The sequence below is a fragment of the Streptomyces sp. KL116D genome (genome assembly GCF_030766975.1).
In the GTDB taxonomy this organism is placed as follows: domain Bacteria; phylum Actinomycetota; class Actinomycetes; order Streptomycetales; family Streptomycetaceae; genus Streptomyces; species Streptomyces longispororuber_A.
Window position 1 is genome coordinate 85,239 of the sequence record NZ_JASERH010000147.1, and the last position, 16,910, is coordinate 102,148.

General features: G+C 68.8%; 14 protein-coding genes. 2 read left to right on the forward strand and 12 right to left on the reverse strand.

The features are described 5' to 3' along the window. The 10 genes from RBJ77_RS58170 to RBJ77_RS58215 all read right to left on the reverse strand — a co-directional run bounded on the left by RBJ77_RS58170 (position 1) and on the right by RBJ77_RS58215 (position 9,523). The gene (locus tag RBJ77_RS58170) at positions 1-747 is read right to left on the reverse strand and encodes a hypothetical protein (RefSeq protein WP_372352355.1); all 747 of its coding nucleotides are present in this window, start codon (positions 745-747) and stop codon (positions 1-3) included. A gap of 115 nt (positions 748-862) precedes the next feature. Next, positions 863-1,426, reverse strand: a complete 564-nt coding sequence (locus RBJ77_RS58175; protein ID WP_372352356.1) for a hypothetical protein — start codon at positions 1,424-1,426, stop codon at positions 863-865. Positions 1,427-1,557: 131 nt separating this feature from the next. Next, positions 1,558-2,253, reverse strand: coding sequence for a hypothetical protein (locus RBJ77_RS58180; protein ID WP_372352357.1), 696 nt, complete (start codon positions 2,251-2,253; stop codon positions 1,558-1,560). 32 nt (positions 2,254-2,285) lie between these two features. Next, positions 2,286-3,791 carry an ATP-binding protein gene (locus tag RBJ77_RS58185; protein ID WP_372352358.1) on the reverse strand — a complete coding sequence of 502 codons (1,506 nt, stop codon included), beginning with the start codon at positions 3,789-3,791 and terminating at the stop codon, positions 2,286-2,288. 25 nt (positions 3,792-3,816) lie between these two features. Continuing rightward, positions 3,817-4,269 (reverse strand): DUF6238 family protein, encoded by a 453-nt coding sequence (locus RBJ77_RS58190; protein ID WP_372352359.1) that lies wholly within the window; start codon positions 4,267-4,269, stop codon positions 3,817-3,819. Positions 4,270-4,294: 25 nt separating this feature from the next. Then, positions 4,295-5,761: an SCO6880 family protein gene (locus RBJ77_RS58195; RefSeq protein ID WP_372352360.1), complete on the reverse strand. Its 1,467-nt coding sequence runs from the start codon at positions 5,759-5,761 to the stop codon at positions 4,295-4,297. A gap of 132 nt (positions 5,762-5,893) precedes the next feature. Further along, positions 5,894-7,297 (reverse strand): ATP-binding protein, encoded by a 1,404-nt coding sequence (locus RBJ77_RS58200; protein ID WP_372352361.1) that lies wholly within the window; start codon positions 7,295-7,297, stop codon positions 5,894-5,896. A 28-nt stretch (positions 7,298-7,325) separates the two neighbouring features. After that, complete coding sequence (locus RBJ77_RS58205) at positions 7,326-7,982, reverse strand: hypothetical protein (RefSeq protein WP_372352362.1); 657 nt, start codon at positions 7,980-7,982, stop codon at positions 7,326-7,328. Beyond that, positions 7,982-8,290 carry a DUF6112 family protein gene (locus tag RBJ77_RS58210; RefSeq protein ID WP_023421641.1) on the reverse strand — a complete coding sequence of 103 codons (309 nt, stop codon included), beginning with the start codon at positions 8,288-8,290 and terminating at the stop codon, positions 7,982-7,984. The genes RBJ77_RS58205 and RBJ77_RS58210 overlap by 1 nt, the downstream gene beginning before the upstream one ends. Before the next feature lie 87 nt (positions 8,291-8,377). Beyond that, complete coding sequence (locus tag RBJ77_RS58215) at positions 8,378-9,523, reverse strand: C40 family peptidase (RefSeq protein ID WP_372352363.1); 1,146 nt, start codon at positions 9,521-9,523, stop codon at positions 8,378-8,380. Between the two features lie 580 nt (positions 9,524-10,103). Between RBJ77_RS58215 and RBJ77_RS58220 the strand changes: the two genes are divergently transcribed. Beyond that, complete coding sequence (locus RBJ77_RS58220) at positions 10,104-10,850, forward strand: site-specific DNA-methyltransferase (protein ID WP_372352364.1); 747 nt, start codon at positions 10,104-10,106, stop codon at positions 10,848-10,850. A 99-nt stretch (positions 10,851-10,949) separates the two neighbouring features. On the opposite strand, the gene RBJ77_RS58225 is transcribed toward RBJ77_RS58220, so the two are convergent. Then, on the reverse strand, positions 10,950-11,885 hold the full coding sequence (locus RBJ77_RS58225; protein WP_372352365.1) for a DUF5655 domain-containing protein: 936 nt from the start codon (positions 11,883-11,885) through the stop codon (positions 10,950-10,952). Between the two features lie 398 nt (positions 11,886-12,283). Between RBJ77_RS58225 and RBJ77_RS58230 the strand changes: the two genes are divergently transcribed. Further along, positions 12,284-15,307, forward strand: coding sequence for a hypothetical protein (locus RBJ77_RS58230; RefSeq protein ID WP_372352366.1), 3,024 nt, complete (start codon positions 12,284-12,286; stop codon positions 15,305-15,307). Between the two features lie 167 nt (positions 15,308-15,474). Here the strand turns inward: RBJ77_RS58230 and RBJ77_RS58235 are convergent, their stop codons facing one another. Next, complete coding sequence (locus RBJ77_RS58235) at positions 15,475-16,776, reverse strand: IS256 family transposase (protein ID WP_372352367.1); 1,302 nt, start codon at positions 16,774-16,776, stop codon at positions 15,475-15,477. Positions 16,777-16,910 lie beyond the last annotated feature (134 nt).

The window sequence follows — 16,910 nt, forward strand, 5'->3', positions numbered from 1 at the left end:
TCATCGGTCGCGGGAGTACGCGATGCGGGGGTCAACCGGCCGGACCGTCGCTGTGGTGACGGCGGAGGCGGAGACCGGCGCCCTGCCCGGGATACCGGCGCGGGCCGGGCTGGCGGCGAGCGCGGCGGCGCTCAACGGAGACGCGCGAGCGGGACCATGGCCGCGCTCACGGCCGGCGGCCGGCGGCGCAGCAGAGCGGGGCCGGGCCGTCACCTCTTGAGCGAGGCTGGGCTGCACTGCGACTTGGAGCTCCGAACGGTGCAGGGCCACCGTGGCGTCAGCGACTTTCCCCAGCGCCTCGACGCGATCGGTGGTCGCGGGGAGCGTGTAGATGTCCAGGCTCGAGTTGTGCCGCCAGCCGTCCTCCACCAGCGCGAGCCCGCTGAGGCCGGAGACACGGTCGTCGATGGCTGCGACGATGCCGAGCTGCGGGTGATCGGCGAAGGCGACGTCTGGTTCACCAAGCGGACCGCGGTCGCGTACCTGTGCCGTATCGGGCGCCAGTGCAGGGTCAAGTGCGGCGTCCACATCGACCTGGTAGCCGGCCTTGCGCAGCAGCTCGATGGCCCGGCTCGTACGGCCGTGTCCGTCACGGTTGTGGTCGGCCAGCGCGTACAACGTCGGCTGGTCGGGGACGGGATGGAAGTCGAATCCCTTGAGCATCCAGGAGCTGGCCGCGAGGTTCTTCGGGTTCGCGGCGACGATGCCGTGGACGGGGTGGTGGCCGAAGGCCAGGTCGGGCAGCACGTCGTAGTGGCTGGGCATGGCAGATCCATCCGAGGCGGGTGCGGGTACAGGTGCGGGCGGCGGACGGATCAGGTCTGGGGGCGCGGTGCACGGAGGACTCCTGGGTCGCGGTCGGTCAGAGCCGTGGAGCGGATGAGGGACGAGCCGACGACGGCGCGGCCCGCGCGGAAGACTCCGTCGGCGGACCAGTCGGGAGCACGCGCTGGCCGATCGACGGTGAAGGGGCGAGAGCGACACTCGCCCGGGACGGAGTGGAGCCGGGCGGGAGCACGTTGGCGGCGCGCTCCTTGCCGGATCGTTCCTTCTCCTGGCGCGGCGGCACGCCAAGCTGGTCCAGGCGGGCGTCGACGGCGGCGAGGAGATCCGGCACGCTGCCGCCATGGCGCGCATGCGGGCCGTCCGGCTCGGAGTCGTAGACCACCTCGTAGACGGCAGGCTCGACGGACCGGTGGCGGGTGACCATCCAGCTTTCCGGCGACTCGGGGTGCTCGGAGGACGGCTCCTGCGGGGGCGAAATGATCAGCGAACTGCCGTCAGGAAGCTCGGCGTGGACGATGTAGTCGCTGAGGCCGTACTCAACGGTGCACTCCAGGCCGCGCTGCCCGAGCGCAGAACAGAGAGCGGCCTGAAGGCGACGAGGATCGGACGCGGCGGTCGGGGACGGGGTTTCGTGGTGCATGGAGTTCTCCGTTGCGAACGCCCCGCCCCGCACGGCGATAGCCGCCGGGGCGTGGAGCTTGAAGGAGTGCGGTGGTCCACGAGGATCCGGTGATCGGGCAGTTTGGCGCTGCCGTGACTGCGTGCTAGGGATCACCGCGAGCGACCGGGAGCCGGCGGATGCGATGCCGGCGGGACCTGGGGCGAAGCAGGTGACACGGCAGGGGTGTTGTGCGTCGAGCGGGTCAGGGCGACGCGAGCCCGCTCGGTCTGCGCCGGCCGTTCGGTATCCGCCCGGTGAGCGAGGTATTCGCCGACGCGCACCAACGCCGGTCCCTTGGAACCCAGTTCGTGTGAGTAGTGCCAGCCTTCGGTGTTGCGGTGCTCCTCGGCACGCTCCTGGTAGAGGTGGAGCACGCTCGGCTGCGAACCGTCCATAAGGGCCATGACGCCGTCCCATTCGTGCCGCAGCTCCTGCGCCCGGAGCAGGATGGTGTCGATCCCGCGCAGCCGACGGAGGTCGTCACTGATCGGCCCCTCGACGTAATCGGGGCCGTCGGCGGCGGCGCGGACCCCGGCCAGCACCTCGGGTCCGTGGTCGAGGAACACCTCGGCGTGCTTCCACGCTTCGGCGTCCCGCTTGACCTTGCCGTCCCCGTGGACCTTGTCGTCCAGCGGCCAGCCGTCCGCGTCGCAGAGCGAGTCCGAAACCGCGTCCCAGGCGTCGGACGCCGCGTTGATGCCGGCGGCGGCCGAGGCCAGTGCCGGGAGGTGTCGTCGCCACGCCAAAGGGTCGGTGGCCTGCGACGGCTGGTTGTCACCGGAGGAAGGAGTGGAAGAAGCAGGCATGATCGATTCCCGTTGCTGTGCTGGTCGTTGGGCTAGGCCGCCATGCGGGCGTCTGTGTCGAACAGCTCCCGCTCAGCCGGGTGGAGGATGTGCTGGGTGATGAACGAGCGGCCGGCGACCTTCCACAGACCTCGGCCCTTGGTCAGGGCGGACACCGCCTGGGTCTCGACGCCGGTCAGGCCGAGCAGAGATGCAGCGGCGGCGAGCTGGTCGGGCTCCTGGCGGTAGATGATCCGGGTGGAGCAGTCGGCCAGCAGGCCCTCGGCCAGAACTCGGCCGCGCGAGCCGGCATCGCCCGCCGAGAGCAGATCGCTCAGGCGGTGGAGCACCATCAGATTCGCGATGCCCAGACCTCGGGAGAGCTTCCACTGGCTCTGCATCCGCTCCAGCAGCCCGACGTGCCTCATGAGCCTCCAGGCTTCGTCGTAGATCACCCAGCGGCGACCGCCATCGGGATCGCTGAGGGCGGACTCCATCCATGCACTCGCGCAGGTCATCGCGAGCACCAGTGCGGTGTCGTCGCCGGATCCGCCGAGACGGGAGAGGTCGATGGACAGCATCGGCGTCGTGGGATCGAACGACACCGTCGACGGAGCATCGAACATGCCGCTCAAGTCGCCGTGCACGAGACGTCGCAGGGCGTGGGCGAGGTCTTGGGCGGCTGAACCGAGGTGCCCGGCTTGGTGGCCGAGGGCCTGGTCGAGGCGTTCGGGGGAGCCGAGTACGTGTGCGATCTCGCCGAGCAGCGGCACCGTGCCTCGGGTGGCGGCGTCAGCGACGACCAGGTCCAGGGTCAGGTCGAGGGCGGTGTGCTCCATCGGCAGCAGGTCGCGCTTGAGCACGGTGCGGGCGAGGCCGGCGAGCAGCAGCAGACGGCGCTTGCGAACCTCCGTAAACCAGTCCTCCTCGCTCACGGAGGCGGGGCGGGCCGGGGCGTCCAGCGGGTTCAACCGGCCGGGGAGACCCGGGCCCAGGGCGATGCTGTAGCCGCCGAGGGCCTGGGAGACAGCGGCCCACTCCCCCTTGGGGTCGCAGGGGATGTAGATCCGGTAGCCGTGGGCGATCGACCGGGTGGCGATCGACTTCGCCAGCGCCGACTTGCCCATGCCGATGATCCCGGCCAGGACCGCGTTGGGGTTCGTGAAGCCCTCCACCCTGCCGCTGTTGTAGAGCGAGAACGGGTCGAAGCAGAAAGCCGCCTCCGCGTGCACATCGCGGCCGATGAACACCCCTTCGGCGCCCAGGCCGCCCTCGGCCACGAACGGGTACGCGCCGCTGGCTGTCGCGGTGGTCATCCGGTGGGCGGGCAGGTCGAGCTTGCCGCCGCGGGCGGAGGCCGGACCGGGGCGACCGGCGAGCGGATAGGTGGGCCGCAGATCCGGGTCGAGGGTCTGCTCGGCGCGGTGCTTGGGCGGGCTTCCGGCGAGGCGCGCCTGGCGGCGGGCCTCGGTGAAACCGGCTCGGGCGGCCCGCTGCTCGGCGCGTGACGTCTTACGGGGCACGAACAGAGGGGAGGCACTGGCGCGGGTACGGGGCATGACGTTTCTCCAGGTGAGGGGTGGATCAGCGGCGGACGAGGCCGGTGAACGGGGCGTGCAGGTCGGCCGGGGTGGTGCGCCGCCGCACGAGGTGCGCGGTGCGCTGGTGGCGCTGGCAGATGGTCAGTTCCGGTGTGCCCTCCGGAAGGCCGGCCTGGCACGCCTCCGGTTCGGGGACCTCGCCGGAGTCCGGCCGGGGTGCCGCGTGGTAGGCGGCGTGGAGGTGTTCGGCGGCCTGCCAGATGCGGGTGCGGGCGGTACGGAGCTGGTCGCCCTCGACCACGACGAGCTGCCCGGTGCGAGTGGCGTGGGCGTCGAGCAGCCCGTGCAGCGAGACGAGGTGGGCGTGCAGGGCGTCGATCTCGGCGCGGGTGGTGACCAGCGGGCCGCCCGGGATGTTGAGTACCCGGTGGAAGTCGAGCGCGGCGGTGGCGAAGGGCACGAAGTCCTGCGCGGTCGGGCTGGCGGTGCGGGACATGAGGGTGCTCTTTCGAAAAGAAGGGTCAGGCAGCGAGCGTGAGCGGCAGGGCGGCGGCGGTGAATGCCTCGGCCTGCTGCCAGGTCAGGGGCCTCAGATCGAGCTGGGCGCCGACGGCGGCGGTCTCCACGACGGCGCAGGCGGTGCGCAGCTCGTCCTCGGTGTCGGCCGAGACGGTCAGCAGACCGGTCAGGGCGACATCCGCGTGCCCGGCGATGAGCTGGCGTTCGCGGGACTTGATGTCCTGGTACTCGATCGAGTCCGCCTCGGAGTCGACCTGGCCGCGCCGGGCGCGTTCGGCGGCGTCGGCGATCACGCTGGACTTCTTGCGCTGCACGTCGCGCAGGGCGGCGTCGAGGTTCTTCGGCTCGTAGGAGAGCGACAGCGTGCGCCGGACGCCGCCGGTGAACAGGAGCTGGTGCAGGAACCCGGCCGATGTCTCGGTGCGCGGCCAGTTCTCCACCCAGTAGGTGGCGTGCACGGCGGAGTCGGTGGCGATGTGGTCCGCCTTTTCGACGACCACGATGGGGCCGGCGGCGGCGGGCTCGGCCTCGGGGCGACCGGCCGTGGACCAGCGGTCGAGTGTCTCCAGCGCCTTCGGGTCGTAGGAGGTGCGCACCACGGCGGCGATCTCGCGGGCGGTGAGCCAGCCCGTCGGGGTGAGACCGGCGGTCCGCGCCGCCTGGTCGAACGTGGAGGTGAGCTGGGCGAGGACGCTGAAGGCACCGGTGAGACCGCCACCGGCCTGGTTGATCAGCCGACGGGCCGCCTTGGTGTCCAAGGACACCGCGACGTACGCCTCGTGCGGGGCGGCTGCGGGGCCGGCGCTCTGGATCAGCTCGTTGTAGATCGCCCCGGCCATCGGGGTGTCGGGTCGGCCGTGCTCTTCCCAGTAGCGGCGCAGCGCGTCGCCGGAGTCGGGGATGGTGCGCTCGATCACCTGGATGCGGGCGATCTGTCCGGTTCGGGCGAGGGCCGCCAGCGCGCGTCCCCATCCGCCGACATTGGCCTGCTGGGTGCCCGGGTCGAGCAGGGCGTAGGCGCGGGAGGAGACCTTGACCACCGCGGTCAGCGTTCCGGTGTGCGGGTTGTGGACGGCGCCGTACTTACCGTCGGGAGCGGTGGCCACGCGCAGGCTGGCAGCGGTGCCGGGAAGGTGGAGCAGTCCTTCGCGGGTCGGCCGGCGAGAGGGCCGGGTGAGCCAGACGAGCTGGCCTCGCATCCGGCGCAGCGCGTAGCGGACGACGATCGGGGCCCAGTCCGCCAGAGCACGGCCTCGGTGGCGGACGAAGACGAGCAGGGCGATGACCGCCCACAGCGGTATGAGCTGGAGAGCGCCGACCACACCGCGAGCGAGGATCACGGCGAGAAGAAGAAGGCCGGTGACTCCGGCGACGACCAACTGCGGGACGGTCAGGCCGAGCAGGACGCCGCGCCTGCTGCGGTGGGGAAACTTCACGGTGGGCGTGGAGGACTGGTGCTTGCCGGACATGGTGGTTCCAGACAGTGGGAGCGGGCGGAGGACGGGGCGCGGGGCGCTCTTCTGGACGTCATGGCGAAACCTTCCTGCTGGTGGGGAGGCGAGGGCGGGCCGTGGAGTGCGGCCCGCCCCGGGGGATGTGGGTCAGGAACCCGACGGCGGCTGGGTGGGATACACCCAGTTCGGCGGCGTCGCAGAGCCGGTGGCCGATGGCCTGGACGCCGGAGTGCCGGAGGCCGAAGGTCCGGGAGCGGCGGGCGGCATGGAGGTCATGTTGGCGCCCGGAGCCGATGCGCCTGTGAGGTGACCGGAGCTGCCCGCGACGCCTTGGGCAGTCGATTCGGACCCTTCCGGTTCGTCCTCGCCGGGCCGGGTGATCAGCGGCGGGATCCCGGGGTGCTGGATCAGGGCACGGCCCTTGTCACCGGAGGCGTTGGGGTCCTCGCCGTACCGGAAGCGGGTTTGCTGAGTGGGCGGGCCGGCGTCGATGCCCTCCTTGCTGAGGTTGGTGCCTGAGGGGTTGATACCGGAGGCGACGCCATCGGTCCCTGCACCGGGGACCTGGTTCGGCCCCTGCGGAGCGGGGGTGCCGGTGCTGGCCCGCATCGCGAGACTGCCCGCGGTCTTCGCGGCTCCGGCAGCGACTGCCATGCCGGCGACGCCGGTACGGTGCATGTCGTCGTGGCCACCACCGTCGCTGGCCCAGTGCACGAACTTGTACGTCGCGTAGGGGCAGAGCAGCACCAAGACCATCACGACGAGGCCGGCCATCGCGTCGGACAGGGCCGCCATTCCGTCGCTGGCGTCGGTCTTGCCCATGGCGGAGACGCCGATCAGGAAGACAACGGTCATCAGGAGCTTGGAGACGATGAGGGTGCCGGTGGCCTCGATCCAGCCGCGCCGCCACCGCTTCGCGACCTCCCAGCCGCCGCCGGCCCCCGCGAACACCGCGAGCGCGACCATGATCAGGACGCCGACCTTGCGGGCGACCATCACGCCCCAGTAGAGGAAGGCGCCGATCGCGCACCCGAAGGCGACCAGTGCGGGCACACCCCAGCCGAGGTCGTACATGGCGCCCAGCTGGTTGACCTTGATCACACGGCGGATCGCGTCGTCGGCCGAGGTGTTGGCCGCTTTGAACAGCCCGTCGGACAGCGCGTCGACCACGGTGATGGCAACGGTGGTGAAGGCGATGGCGGAGAAGCTGAACAGGACTCCGGTCATGGTGCCGAACGCCGCCTTGGCGAGCGCGCGTTCGTCTCGGCGCCAAGCCGCAGTCATGAGCTGGATGCAGAAGATACCGACGGTCAGGGCGAGGCCGATGGGCAGCAGCAGCTCGTAGTTGTCGCGGAACCATCCGGCGTTGAGGTCGATGGCCGTCGTCTTGTCGACGGCCTTGGCGGCCAGGTCGGCCGCGCTGGCCGCCAGCTCGCCCGCCGACTTCGCGATCCACGCGCCGAGGCCGTCGGTGACGGTGCCGGCGGGGTTGGTGGCGAAGTCGACAGCGCCGCACACCTTGTCCATCAGCGGGAAGTCGCAGACTGCCATGGGTCGTACCTCCGTTCAGGGGCGAGGGTCAGGGCGCGACGGACGGCATGACACCGACCAAGGTGCAGAAGTGGTGGGGTCGGCACTGGACCGCGAGGGTGGTGGAACGGCTCTCCGCGCCGCCGGCGGCCGAGCCCTTCCAGCGAATCGACTGCTTGCCGGAGACGGTGACGGCGTAGACGTACGCCTGGGTGATCGCCCCGGGGTCGTCCTGGAGAGCCTGGGTGAAGGCGTGCGGGAAGTGCCCCTCGTTGATCTTGGCGGTGGCGACCTGCTTGTTGGCGGCCATCTCCTTCCACAGCACGGCCGAGGGGACCGCCTGGTCGACGGAGGCCCGGTCGGCGTACTTCGACTCCGTGGTCAGCCAGCCGCGCAGCGCCTCGCGCAGCTCAGGTTGCGAGTACGCGCGGGTGTCGTACGACCACAGCGCTGCTGCGGCGGCCTTCCCGTACGTGATCGGGTCGCGGGTTTTCGGCGGAACGGGGAGAGCACGGGGCCGGGTGTGCGGCCCGGATGGTGCCGCGGACGGCGGCGACGCCGCAGTGGCGGAGGGGCTTCGGCCCTCGCGGGTGAGGTGGGCGGCCAGGCCGGCGAGGGCGACGAGGACCGCCAGGATGGCGGTGCCGAGCAGCGCCCGGCGGCGCACGCGAGATGCGCCGCCGGGGTGGGTGGAGTGCTGAGCCATCAGTGGACCTGCGTCCCGAGCGTCGAGAAGAAGGCGACCACGCCGTTGGCCGCGCCGAGTAGAAGGGCCGCGCCCGCGCTGACCAGCACGCCCTTCTTCCCGTTCGCCTCGGCCTGGTGACCGCCCGAGTGGTGACCCCAGGCCCACACGCCCGCGCTGACGGCGAGGGCGCCGACCACGGCGATGAGCCCGAAGAGGTTGATCGAGCCCATCACCTGCTTGAGGACGTTGAGGCCAGGGAGCCCGCCCTCGTTCGGCTTGATTCCGGGGTCGTAGGCGAGCTGTATGACCTGGTCAGCGAGATACATGGGAACTCCAGTTCGAATGAGCGCACGCCAAAGCCCGGCGGGGCGAACCAGCGGTGCGAGGGAGAGGTGAGGGGGGAGGAGCGCCGGTCAGACGACTCGGCGGGCCGCGAGAATCCGCGATTTCCAGGACGCGACGGTGGTGATCCGGACGACGTCACCGGTGTGCGGGGCGTGGACGATCAGGCCCTGGCCGATCGCCATCCCGACGTGTTCCGGTACGGAGGCCGTCCCCTCGGTGAAGAGGAGGTCGCCCGGCTTGAGGGCATCGACCGAGACGGCCTTGCCGTCCTTGACCTGCGTGTACGTGGTCCGCGTCAGGGTGACTCCGGCGGCCTTGTACGCGCCCTGCATCAGGGAGGAGCAGTCGCAGCGGCCCATCGGGTTCTTGCCGTGGGAGTCGGTGCACGTGCCGCCCCACTGATACGGCGTGCCGAGCTGGCCGAGCGCCCACCGGATCGCCGTCTGCACCTTCGGCGGCGCGGAGGCGGGGATCTTGTACTCGTCCGGCAGGGCGCCCGCCGGGATGGTGCCGAAGTCCGTCCCATCACCGTCCGCCGAACACCCCCCCGCGGAATCGGAGGAGGTGCTGCCGGTGTCGGCAGAACCGGACGGCGAAGGGTCCGGCGATGCACCGCCGGCCTTCTGCAGCAAGGGCTCGATGGCCTTCTGCAGGGCGGTGGCCAGTGGCTCCCACTTGGCGTACGCCTCGGGGAAGCCCGACTTCTGTACCGCCTGGGCGGCCTGGCTGACAGAGAGGGACTGCCAGCCGGAGACCTTCTTGAGCCCCTCGTAGAACTTCGTCGAGGCGTGCACCGGGTCGAGGATCTGGCTGGCTGTGCCCCAGCCCATCGACGGTCGCTGCTGGAAGAGACCCAGCGAATCGCGGTCGCCGTAGGTCAGGTTCCGCAGGCCGCTCTCCTGCAGCGCGGTCGCCAGGGCGACGACCTGCCCTCGGACGGGGATGTTCATCGCGACGCCCGTGGCCTGGATCGTCTTGGCGTTGGGCACCTGGTCGGCAGGCGCGTCCAGGCCCGGCACGGAGACCGAGCCCTTGTCGCCGCCGTCCAGGATGGCCTTCACCTGCTTGGCGACGGCGGAGGTGTCCACACCCTGTGCACCGTCGGTCGAGCACGAGGCAGAGGCGGTCCCGGCACCGATGCCGAGGATCGGCAGTGCCAGCAGGAGTGGTCCGGTGGCGCACAGACCGACGAGGGCTCCCGTCGTCTTCTTCACGGCCGCCGCCGTTCAGCACGACGGCGGTGCGGACCAGACGATGGAGGTGGGTCGGGGCGCGGGTGTGCCAGGGCATGCTGCATCGCAGCGGCTCCTCGGTGTTCGTAGGAGGCGCGGTGCCGACTTCTCGTGCAAAGCCGTCGGCACCGCGCCGATGTGCATCCGCCTCTCGGCGGGCCCGGTTCAGAGGAGTTGGTAGCTCCAGGACGCCGGTTTCAGGTCACGCGCGGCACCCAGCCGCGCTCGTAATCTCACGCAATTCACGCGGGCCTCCTCATGGCGCTCGCGGGCAGATGGGCAACATGCCTCCGACGCTGCTCGATTGGACGAGACGGCACGGATAAGCACAGGTCAACGGGGGTGGAGCAAGGCTCCTTCCCGGTGGCACGGCGAGACAGTAGAGCGGGATTCCAGCCGCACCAAACGACTGCCATCCAGGGGCCCGAAGCAGGGAGCCACCTCGTTAAGTGCGGCCGGAATTCGCCGTTAACCTCCGCTGCAACCTCGCACCGGATGCACGCCGTTGAGCGCTGCCCGGAGCAGGTCCAGACTCCGCCGCGCCCGAAAAGAGGCCCTCACCATGAGCTACACCCTGCACCGAGGCGACGCCCTGACCGTCCTGAAGTCCCTCCCGGACGAGAGCGTCCACGCGGTGATCACCGACCCGCCGTACAACTCCGGGGGCCGCACCAGCTCCGATCGAACCGGCCGTACCGCCCGTGCCAAGTACGTCACCAGCAACTCGGCGCACGACCTCGCCAACTTCCCGGGCGAGAACCGCGACCAGCGCTCCTACCGCTCCTGGCTCACCGAGCTGCTCACCGAGGCGTACCGGGCCTCGACCGAGCACGCGGTCGCGATGGTCTTCACCGACTGGCGCCAGGAGCCGACCACCTCCGACGCCCTCCAGATGGCGGGATGGACCTGGAGCGGCACGATCCCGTGGATCAAGCCGTCCAGCCGGCCCCGCAAGGGCGGACCGAAGCAGGACTCGGAGTTCATCATCTGGGGGGTCAAGGGCTCCCTCGACAACACCCGCGACCTCTACCTGCCGGGCCACTACATCGCGTCCCAGCCCCGCAAGGGCCGGGTTCACATCACCCAGAAGCCGGTCGAGGTCATGCAGCAGCTCGTCCAGGTCTGCCCCGAGGGCGGCACCGTCCTCGACCCGTTCACCGGCAGTGGCTCCACCGGGGTAGCGGCCCTGCGCGAGGGACGCTGCTTCGTGGGCGTCGAGCTGTCCGCGCACTACGCCGACGTCGCCGAGGAGCGGCTGCGGGCCGAACTGACGAAGGACGACTTCGAGCTGGCCGGACCGGAGGCATGAGTGTGAGAGCGAAGAGAGGACAAGGCTGGCGGCCCACAGACGCCAGAGGGGCGGCTGGAGCATCGACTAACCGATGCTCCAGCCGCCCCTCCTGTTACGTCAGGCCGCCTCGAACGCTCGCCGGATCAGCGGCGCCGCCTTCTCCAAGTCGGCTGCCGAGACGACGCGGACCTCCAGGTCGCCGGTCCCGAGGTGTCCGATACCGCGCATGTCCCGGGTGAAGCCCTCCTCCAACTCGACCGTGTCCGGGTCGAGTCTGAGGTACACCAGGATCGCCTCGTGCTTCGGACGGAAGATCACCGACGCCACGTTCACCAACCGCCGATAGGCGATGTAGTGCCGCAGCGGGGCCACCTCCACCTCGCCCCACGCCGTGAGCGCCTCGTCCAACTCCGCGCACAGGTCCCGCAGACACTCTGGCACCGCGACGCTGCCCGCGGGCGAGCTGATCACCGGAGTGGCCGGATCTGTGTCGACCGTCGTTGCTGGCTCCCGGTACCGGCGGGACGAAGCGGCGCTTGAGAGGCCGACCGCGGAATCGACGAGCAGCAGCCCCAATAGGCCACCATCGAAGACCCGATAGCGCACTAGGTCGATCCGCTCAGGCAGCCTCTGCACGGCCACCCGGTCGTGGTGCGAGAAGCCAGCCGCGATGCAGATCATCCGCGGACGACGCCAGTCGATGGACTCAGCGGCCTCCGCGCCCAGTACCTTCCGTACGAGCGCCTCGAACTCGTGCCTCGCGGACTCCAGCCAGGACAGGTACGACACCGCCTGCGACATCACCCCACTGTCCGAGCCCTTCTTGAACTCGATCACCACGGGGCCGCCGTTCTCGTCCAACCCCAGGGTGTCGATCCGCCCTCGATGCCACGGGCCGGTCGGATACTCCGACGCCAGGAATCGAATGCCCAGCATCTGCTCCAGGCCAGCCTCTACTCGGCGCTGCAGTTCCACCTCCAGCGCCACCGTCGAACCGGACAGCTTGACATCCCGTCCGTCCGCGTCCTGCCGGAACAGCATCAGCTCCGTCACCAGCGCCCCTCCCGCGATCTCTACAAGGAGACCAATGGAGCAGGAGCCCTGTGTATTCCGCTTGTAGGTCGTTGGATCCCTCAGTCAGGGCTGGGGCGCGACCTGCGCCCCGGCCTCGTCGAACGAACGGTCGGCCACCCCTGTTATGGGGCTGTCAACCCACTCACCCTTGGTCCGAAGGCCTGAAGCAGCCCCGAGCTGTCGATGCGCAGAGCCGGAGAAGTCGGTGTAACCCGCAACATTATTGCCAAGACTCATCCGCGGCCACCTCATTGACGAGTCCGCCGCTGGAGCACGAGCGGGCGCTGCGCTGACGCAATGCCTCCTTCGCCGCAGACCGAGGCTCGCGTTCCCGCCGACGCACGCCCGTTGTCAGTGGGGTGGGTGAGAATCTGTGTGTGGCGACTTTCCCTGAGGCTGAACGCTATATCCAGTTCCTGCTCGTGCAGTTGGCGGGCCGTAACGAGCACCATGTGTTTGAGCAGATCGTGTATCAGATTGCGCTGCGCCGACTGAGCAGCAACATCGTTCCAGCCACCGGTCCAGTGAGTGCGGGCGGGGATCAGGGACGTGATGCCGAGTCGTACTACACAAGCCTGCCAGACGAGTTGCCTGAAGCGGGAGGGTTTGTCGGGCGTGCTACTACGGAGCCCTGGGTGATGGCGGCATCCGTGCAGAAGCCGCCGTTGGACGGAAAGATCCGCGATGACCTGAAGTCGATCTGCAGCCGAGGCGAACCCGTGCGCAGAGTGGCCTTCTTCGCGGCGCACGAAATTCCGGTGGCGGCACGGCACCGGCTTCAGAAACATGCGCGGGATACCTACGACGTCGCTCTGGACGTGTTCGATGGACAGGCTGTGGCCAGCATGCTAACCCAGGGTGACCTGGTCTGGATCGCCCAGCGATTTCTGGATGTGCCTTCGGCGATGATCCCGGACGAGCCGGCCGAGGCGCATCCGGACTGGTATCGCTCAACCCTGACCGCTTTGCGGGAGCGGCCGGACAGGCGACTGACGCCGGGAGCCCTGTCCGAGGTCCGGAATGGTTTGCGGCATGCGACTTTTGATGACGAGGCGCGTGTAGACCTGCCCGAATGGCTGGGCTACGTCGGAGAATTCATTGATTCCGGGGACGGAGAACTTGCCCTCCGAGCACGCTACGAGCGAGTGCTGGCCGTACTACGCGGGAAGAACAGCCTGGACGGCGTTGAGGCGGATATCCGTGCGGTGATCGATGCCGCCCTGTCCTCAGAGCGTGTCGCACTCCTGGATGACGCGGGCCAACTGTTGTTGTACTGGGCCGGCGCCTGGCTGCGTCATCTGGGTACGACGAACGCCGAGGAACTGCGTGAGCTGGACCTGCGCCTGCGGCAGCACGTCACTGCCTTGGTCGAGGCCACTGACGGTGCTGTCTACCCGGTACGCAAGGCGTCGCTGCTTGATGTGGCTGCCCGTTTGTCCCTGCACCCGCGCTGGCATCAGATCGCACGCCCTGCCGCAGGGGTGCTGCCCACCCCACTGGAGACGACACGGCTGCGACTGGAAGGTGAGATCGTTCCCGATGTCAACCCAGCCAGTCGGCCGGTCGATGTCACGGAGGCGATGGACTGTCTGGAACAGCTCGTCCACCTGCTGCCGCAGGCTCGTGCCTTCCCGGTCGGCGGTGTGAGCGAGACGTTCCAGATGTTCGCACCCGCCCTCACCGAAGACCCACGCTACGAGAAGATCCGCGACGCGCTCGACGCCGCGCAGGCGGACCTCACAGGCGACAGTAGCGTTGCCGCACGCTGCCGGGATCGTGCGATGGCATTCCTGCGCGCGGAAAGGCCGCTAGACGCGCTGCGCGAACTCCACGAGGTCAAGGTCAACTGGTGGCACGGGGACACTCTGCGAGGCGCGCTGCTCACCATGCGCATGATCGGAAAGATCTACGGCGACCTGGACCTGCAGCAAGCCGCCCGGCAGTACGCGCTGACCGTCGTCGCCGTCGCAGCCTCACCCAGTGGCCAGGAACACGAGGACCTGCTCCCTGCCGCGTTGACTCAAGCCATGGCTCACACCCACGCGGCGGGGCACTGGGGCGACGCCCTCGCTCTTGGCGGACTGGCCTTTATGGCCCACCACCTGTTCGCCGACGCCCCCGAGGATTACCCCTCTCACGGCTACATTCAGCAACTCGACTTTCACGCCAGCATGGTCATGCTCAGCGCGGAGCGGTTCCGCCCCGCGCTCCTGCCGGCCCTGCGCGGGCTCATCAATGCCGACTACCTGGCCGATTTGGATGAACACCTTCCGCTGATCCGGCCCAGCTTCACGCCAACCGAACAGCAGTTCATCCGCAACGCAGACGACCAGCTCACCGGAAGGCCGTTCTCTGATGCGGGAGCGCACCGGGATCTGAACTTCGCAGCCCTGGGCACGACGTGGCTGATCCGGTGCGACAACACCCGCGCCACCGTCCTAGCAGCCGAGCGTTTCGCTGCTGCGGTACAGATCACGCTTGCGGAACTCGCCCCGCATGACCCTCTGTTCCTTCCTCAGGACATCCTGGTCCGGGTGATCACGGGCACGCCACTGGGTGGAGGGGACAGAGTCACCTTCCGGCCCAACAACCACGCCATCGACTGCACCGTCATCCTCAGCCCGTACAGCCCCTCGACCGACCACCCAGCCTTCGAGCGCGAACTGTCGGCCACGGTCGTGCACCTGCTGGCCCACCTCAGCGCCAGGCCCAACGAGGCGTTCATGTCCCTGGTGCAGACAACGTTCGCTCGCGGGCTCCTACACAAACTGATCAGTGGCCGTCCCTACGACGAAGTCGCCGGTCTGCTGACCGACGCGCACTATGACACCCTGCGTCAAACGGCCATGTCGCCGTGGTTGGGCGAGCCCTTCCAGCCGCCAACTGCCCCTCAACTTGCCCAGCCCACGACACCAGGGCCCGGCTACGACCGCCCCAGAGCACTAGACATGATCCGCGACAACTACACCGACCTGCCCCAGGTGCTCAGCGAGACAATGCCTCGTGTCCTGGCAGACGCCGACACTCGCACAGGGCTGGAGGAATTGCGTGAGGAAGGTTGGCTCGACTGGCAGATCCTGCTGGCCCTAGCCAATGTCGCCGCTAACCTGCGGCTGGAGCAGGCCCACCCAGGAAGCATTCCCCGGGACTATCTCACCCGCTTCTTTCAGACACCGGAAAGTGACTACGAAACCGAACTGCCCCTGAGTGCCTTCACCGCTGACTGCCTGCGCGCGCAGATGGACGTGACCTTGCTCGCCGTCGCTCAACGCCGATGGAATCTGGGCTCCGGCATGAAAACTCCCAACCTGCAGGCGCTCAAAGAGTTGCTGACCACCCGCTACAACTTTGCAACGGATGACGTTCCGCACGGCGACCTACTCAACGGCGCTCAGGTCTAGCACGAGCCTTTGCTTCCTCCGAGCGCCTGACGCATAGCCAGTGAAGTGCCCCGAGTTCCGTACGCATCCTGCAGTTCCACTCGGTGGCGACAACCGGGCAGGAAGGGAGTGTCTTTTCCTTTGTGTAAGCCCTGGTGTGGACGCTTTTCCGGTGTCGTGTGTGAGAGCTACTGGTTGTCGGTGACTCGGTCGCCGTAGAAGCCGGCGAGGGTGTTGATGGCCGTTTTCCAGTTGCGGGTCTGGCCGGTGACGTTGGGCTGGTTGGGCCGCCGGTCGCGGATCACGAGGTAGAGCACCTTCAGGGCGGCCTCCTCCGTGGGGAAGTGTCCCCGGCGCCGAGTGGCCTGCCGGAAGCGGGAGTTGAGGCTCTCGATCATGTTGGTCGTGTAGACGACCTTGCGGATCTCGGGTGGGAAGCGCAGGAAGACCACGAAGTGCTCCCAGCTCCGGTGCCAGGTCGCGATCAAGGCTGGGTAGCGGTCGCCCCATTCGGCCTCGAATTCGGCGAAGCGGGCCTCGGCGGCATCCGCGTTGACGGCCGTGTAGACCTGCCGGAGCTCTTTGGCCAGCACGGACCAGTCCTTGGTGGAGGCGAAGCGGAGGCTGGCGCGGACCATGTGGACCACACACAGCTGGACGTCGGCCAGCGGCCAGATGTTCTGGATCGATTCGGGCAGCCCCTTCAGGCCGTCACAGCAGGCGATCAGGACGTCCTGGATGCCACGGTTCTTCAGTTCCGCCAGCCAGGTCATCCAGGTCTTGGCCCCCTCGCCGCCGCTGCCGACCCACATGCCCAGCACGTCCCGCTCTCCCTCGAGGCTGATGCCGACGGCGATGTAGACGGGGCGGTTGGCGACCGCGCCATCACGGATCTTGATGACGATGGCGTCGATCATGACGACCGCATACACGCGGTCCAGCGGGCGCTGGCGCCAGGCATCGAGCTCGATGGCGACCTTGTCGGTGGCCCGTGAGATCAAGTCCCGTGAGACCTCCATGCCGTAGATCTCCGCGAGGTGCGCCTGGATCTCACCCGTGGTCAGGCCCTTGGCATACAGCGACACGATCGCCTCGTCGAACCCCTCGACCCGCCGTGTGTGTTTGGGCACGATCTGCGGTTCGAAGCTGCCGGCCCGGTCCCGCGGCACCTCCAGATCGACCGGACCGACATCGGTCAGCACGGTCTTCTTCGACGTCCCGTTGCGGGAGTTGCCCGATCCGGCCCCGGCACGGTCCCCGCGCTCGTAGCCGAGATGCTCACTCAGCTCCGCCTCCAGCGCGCCCTCCAGGACCAGCTTCACCAGACCCTTCAGCAGCCCGTTCTCCCCGACCAGGTTCAGTCCCTCGGTGCGGGCCCGGGCGACCAACTGTTCGGGCATCTCCCGGTCCAGCTCGGCTTGCCTCGCCAACTCCGCCCCCGTTTGTACGTTGTCCGCACCCTCGCGGGGGTTTCCACGCTTGATCCCCATAGTGATCCTTCCCGGCAGAGACCACGTCTCATGCCAGCCAGGTCACACCGGGGCATACACAATTTTTAGGACAGTCCCGGCAGGAAGCGGAAGGAGCTCAAGATGACTCTGCAGCCAGTCAGTTCCATGGTTCC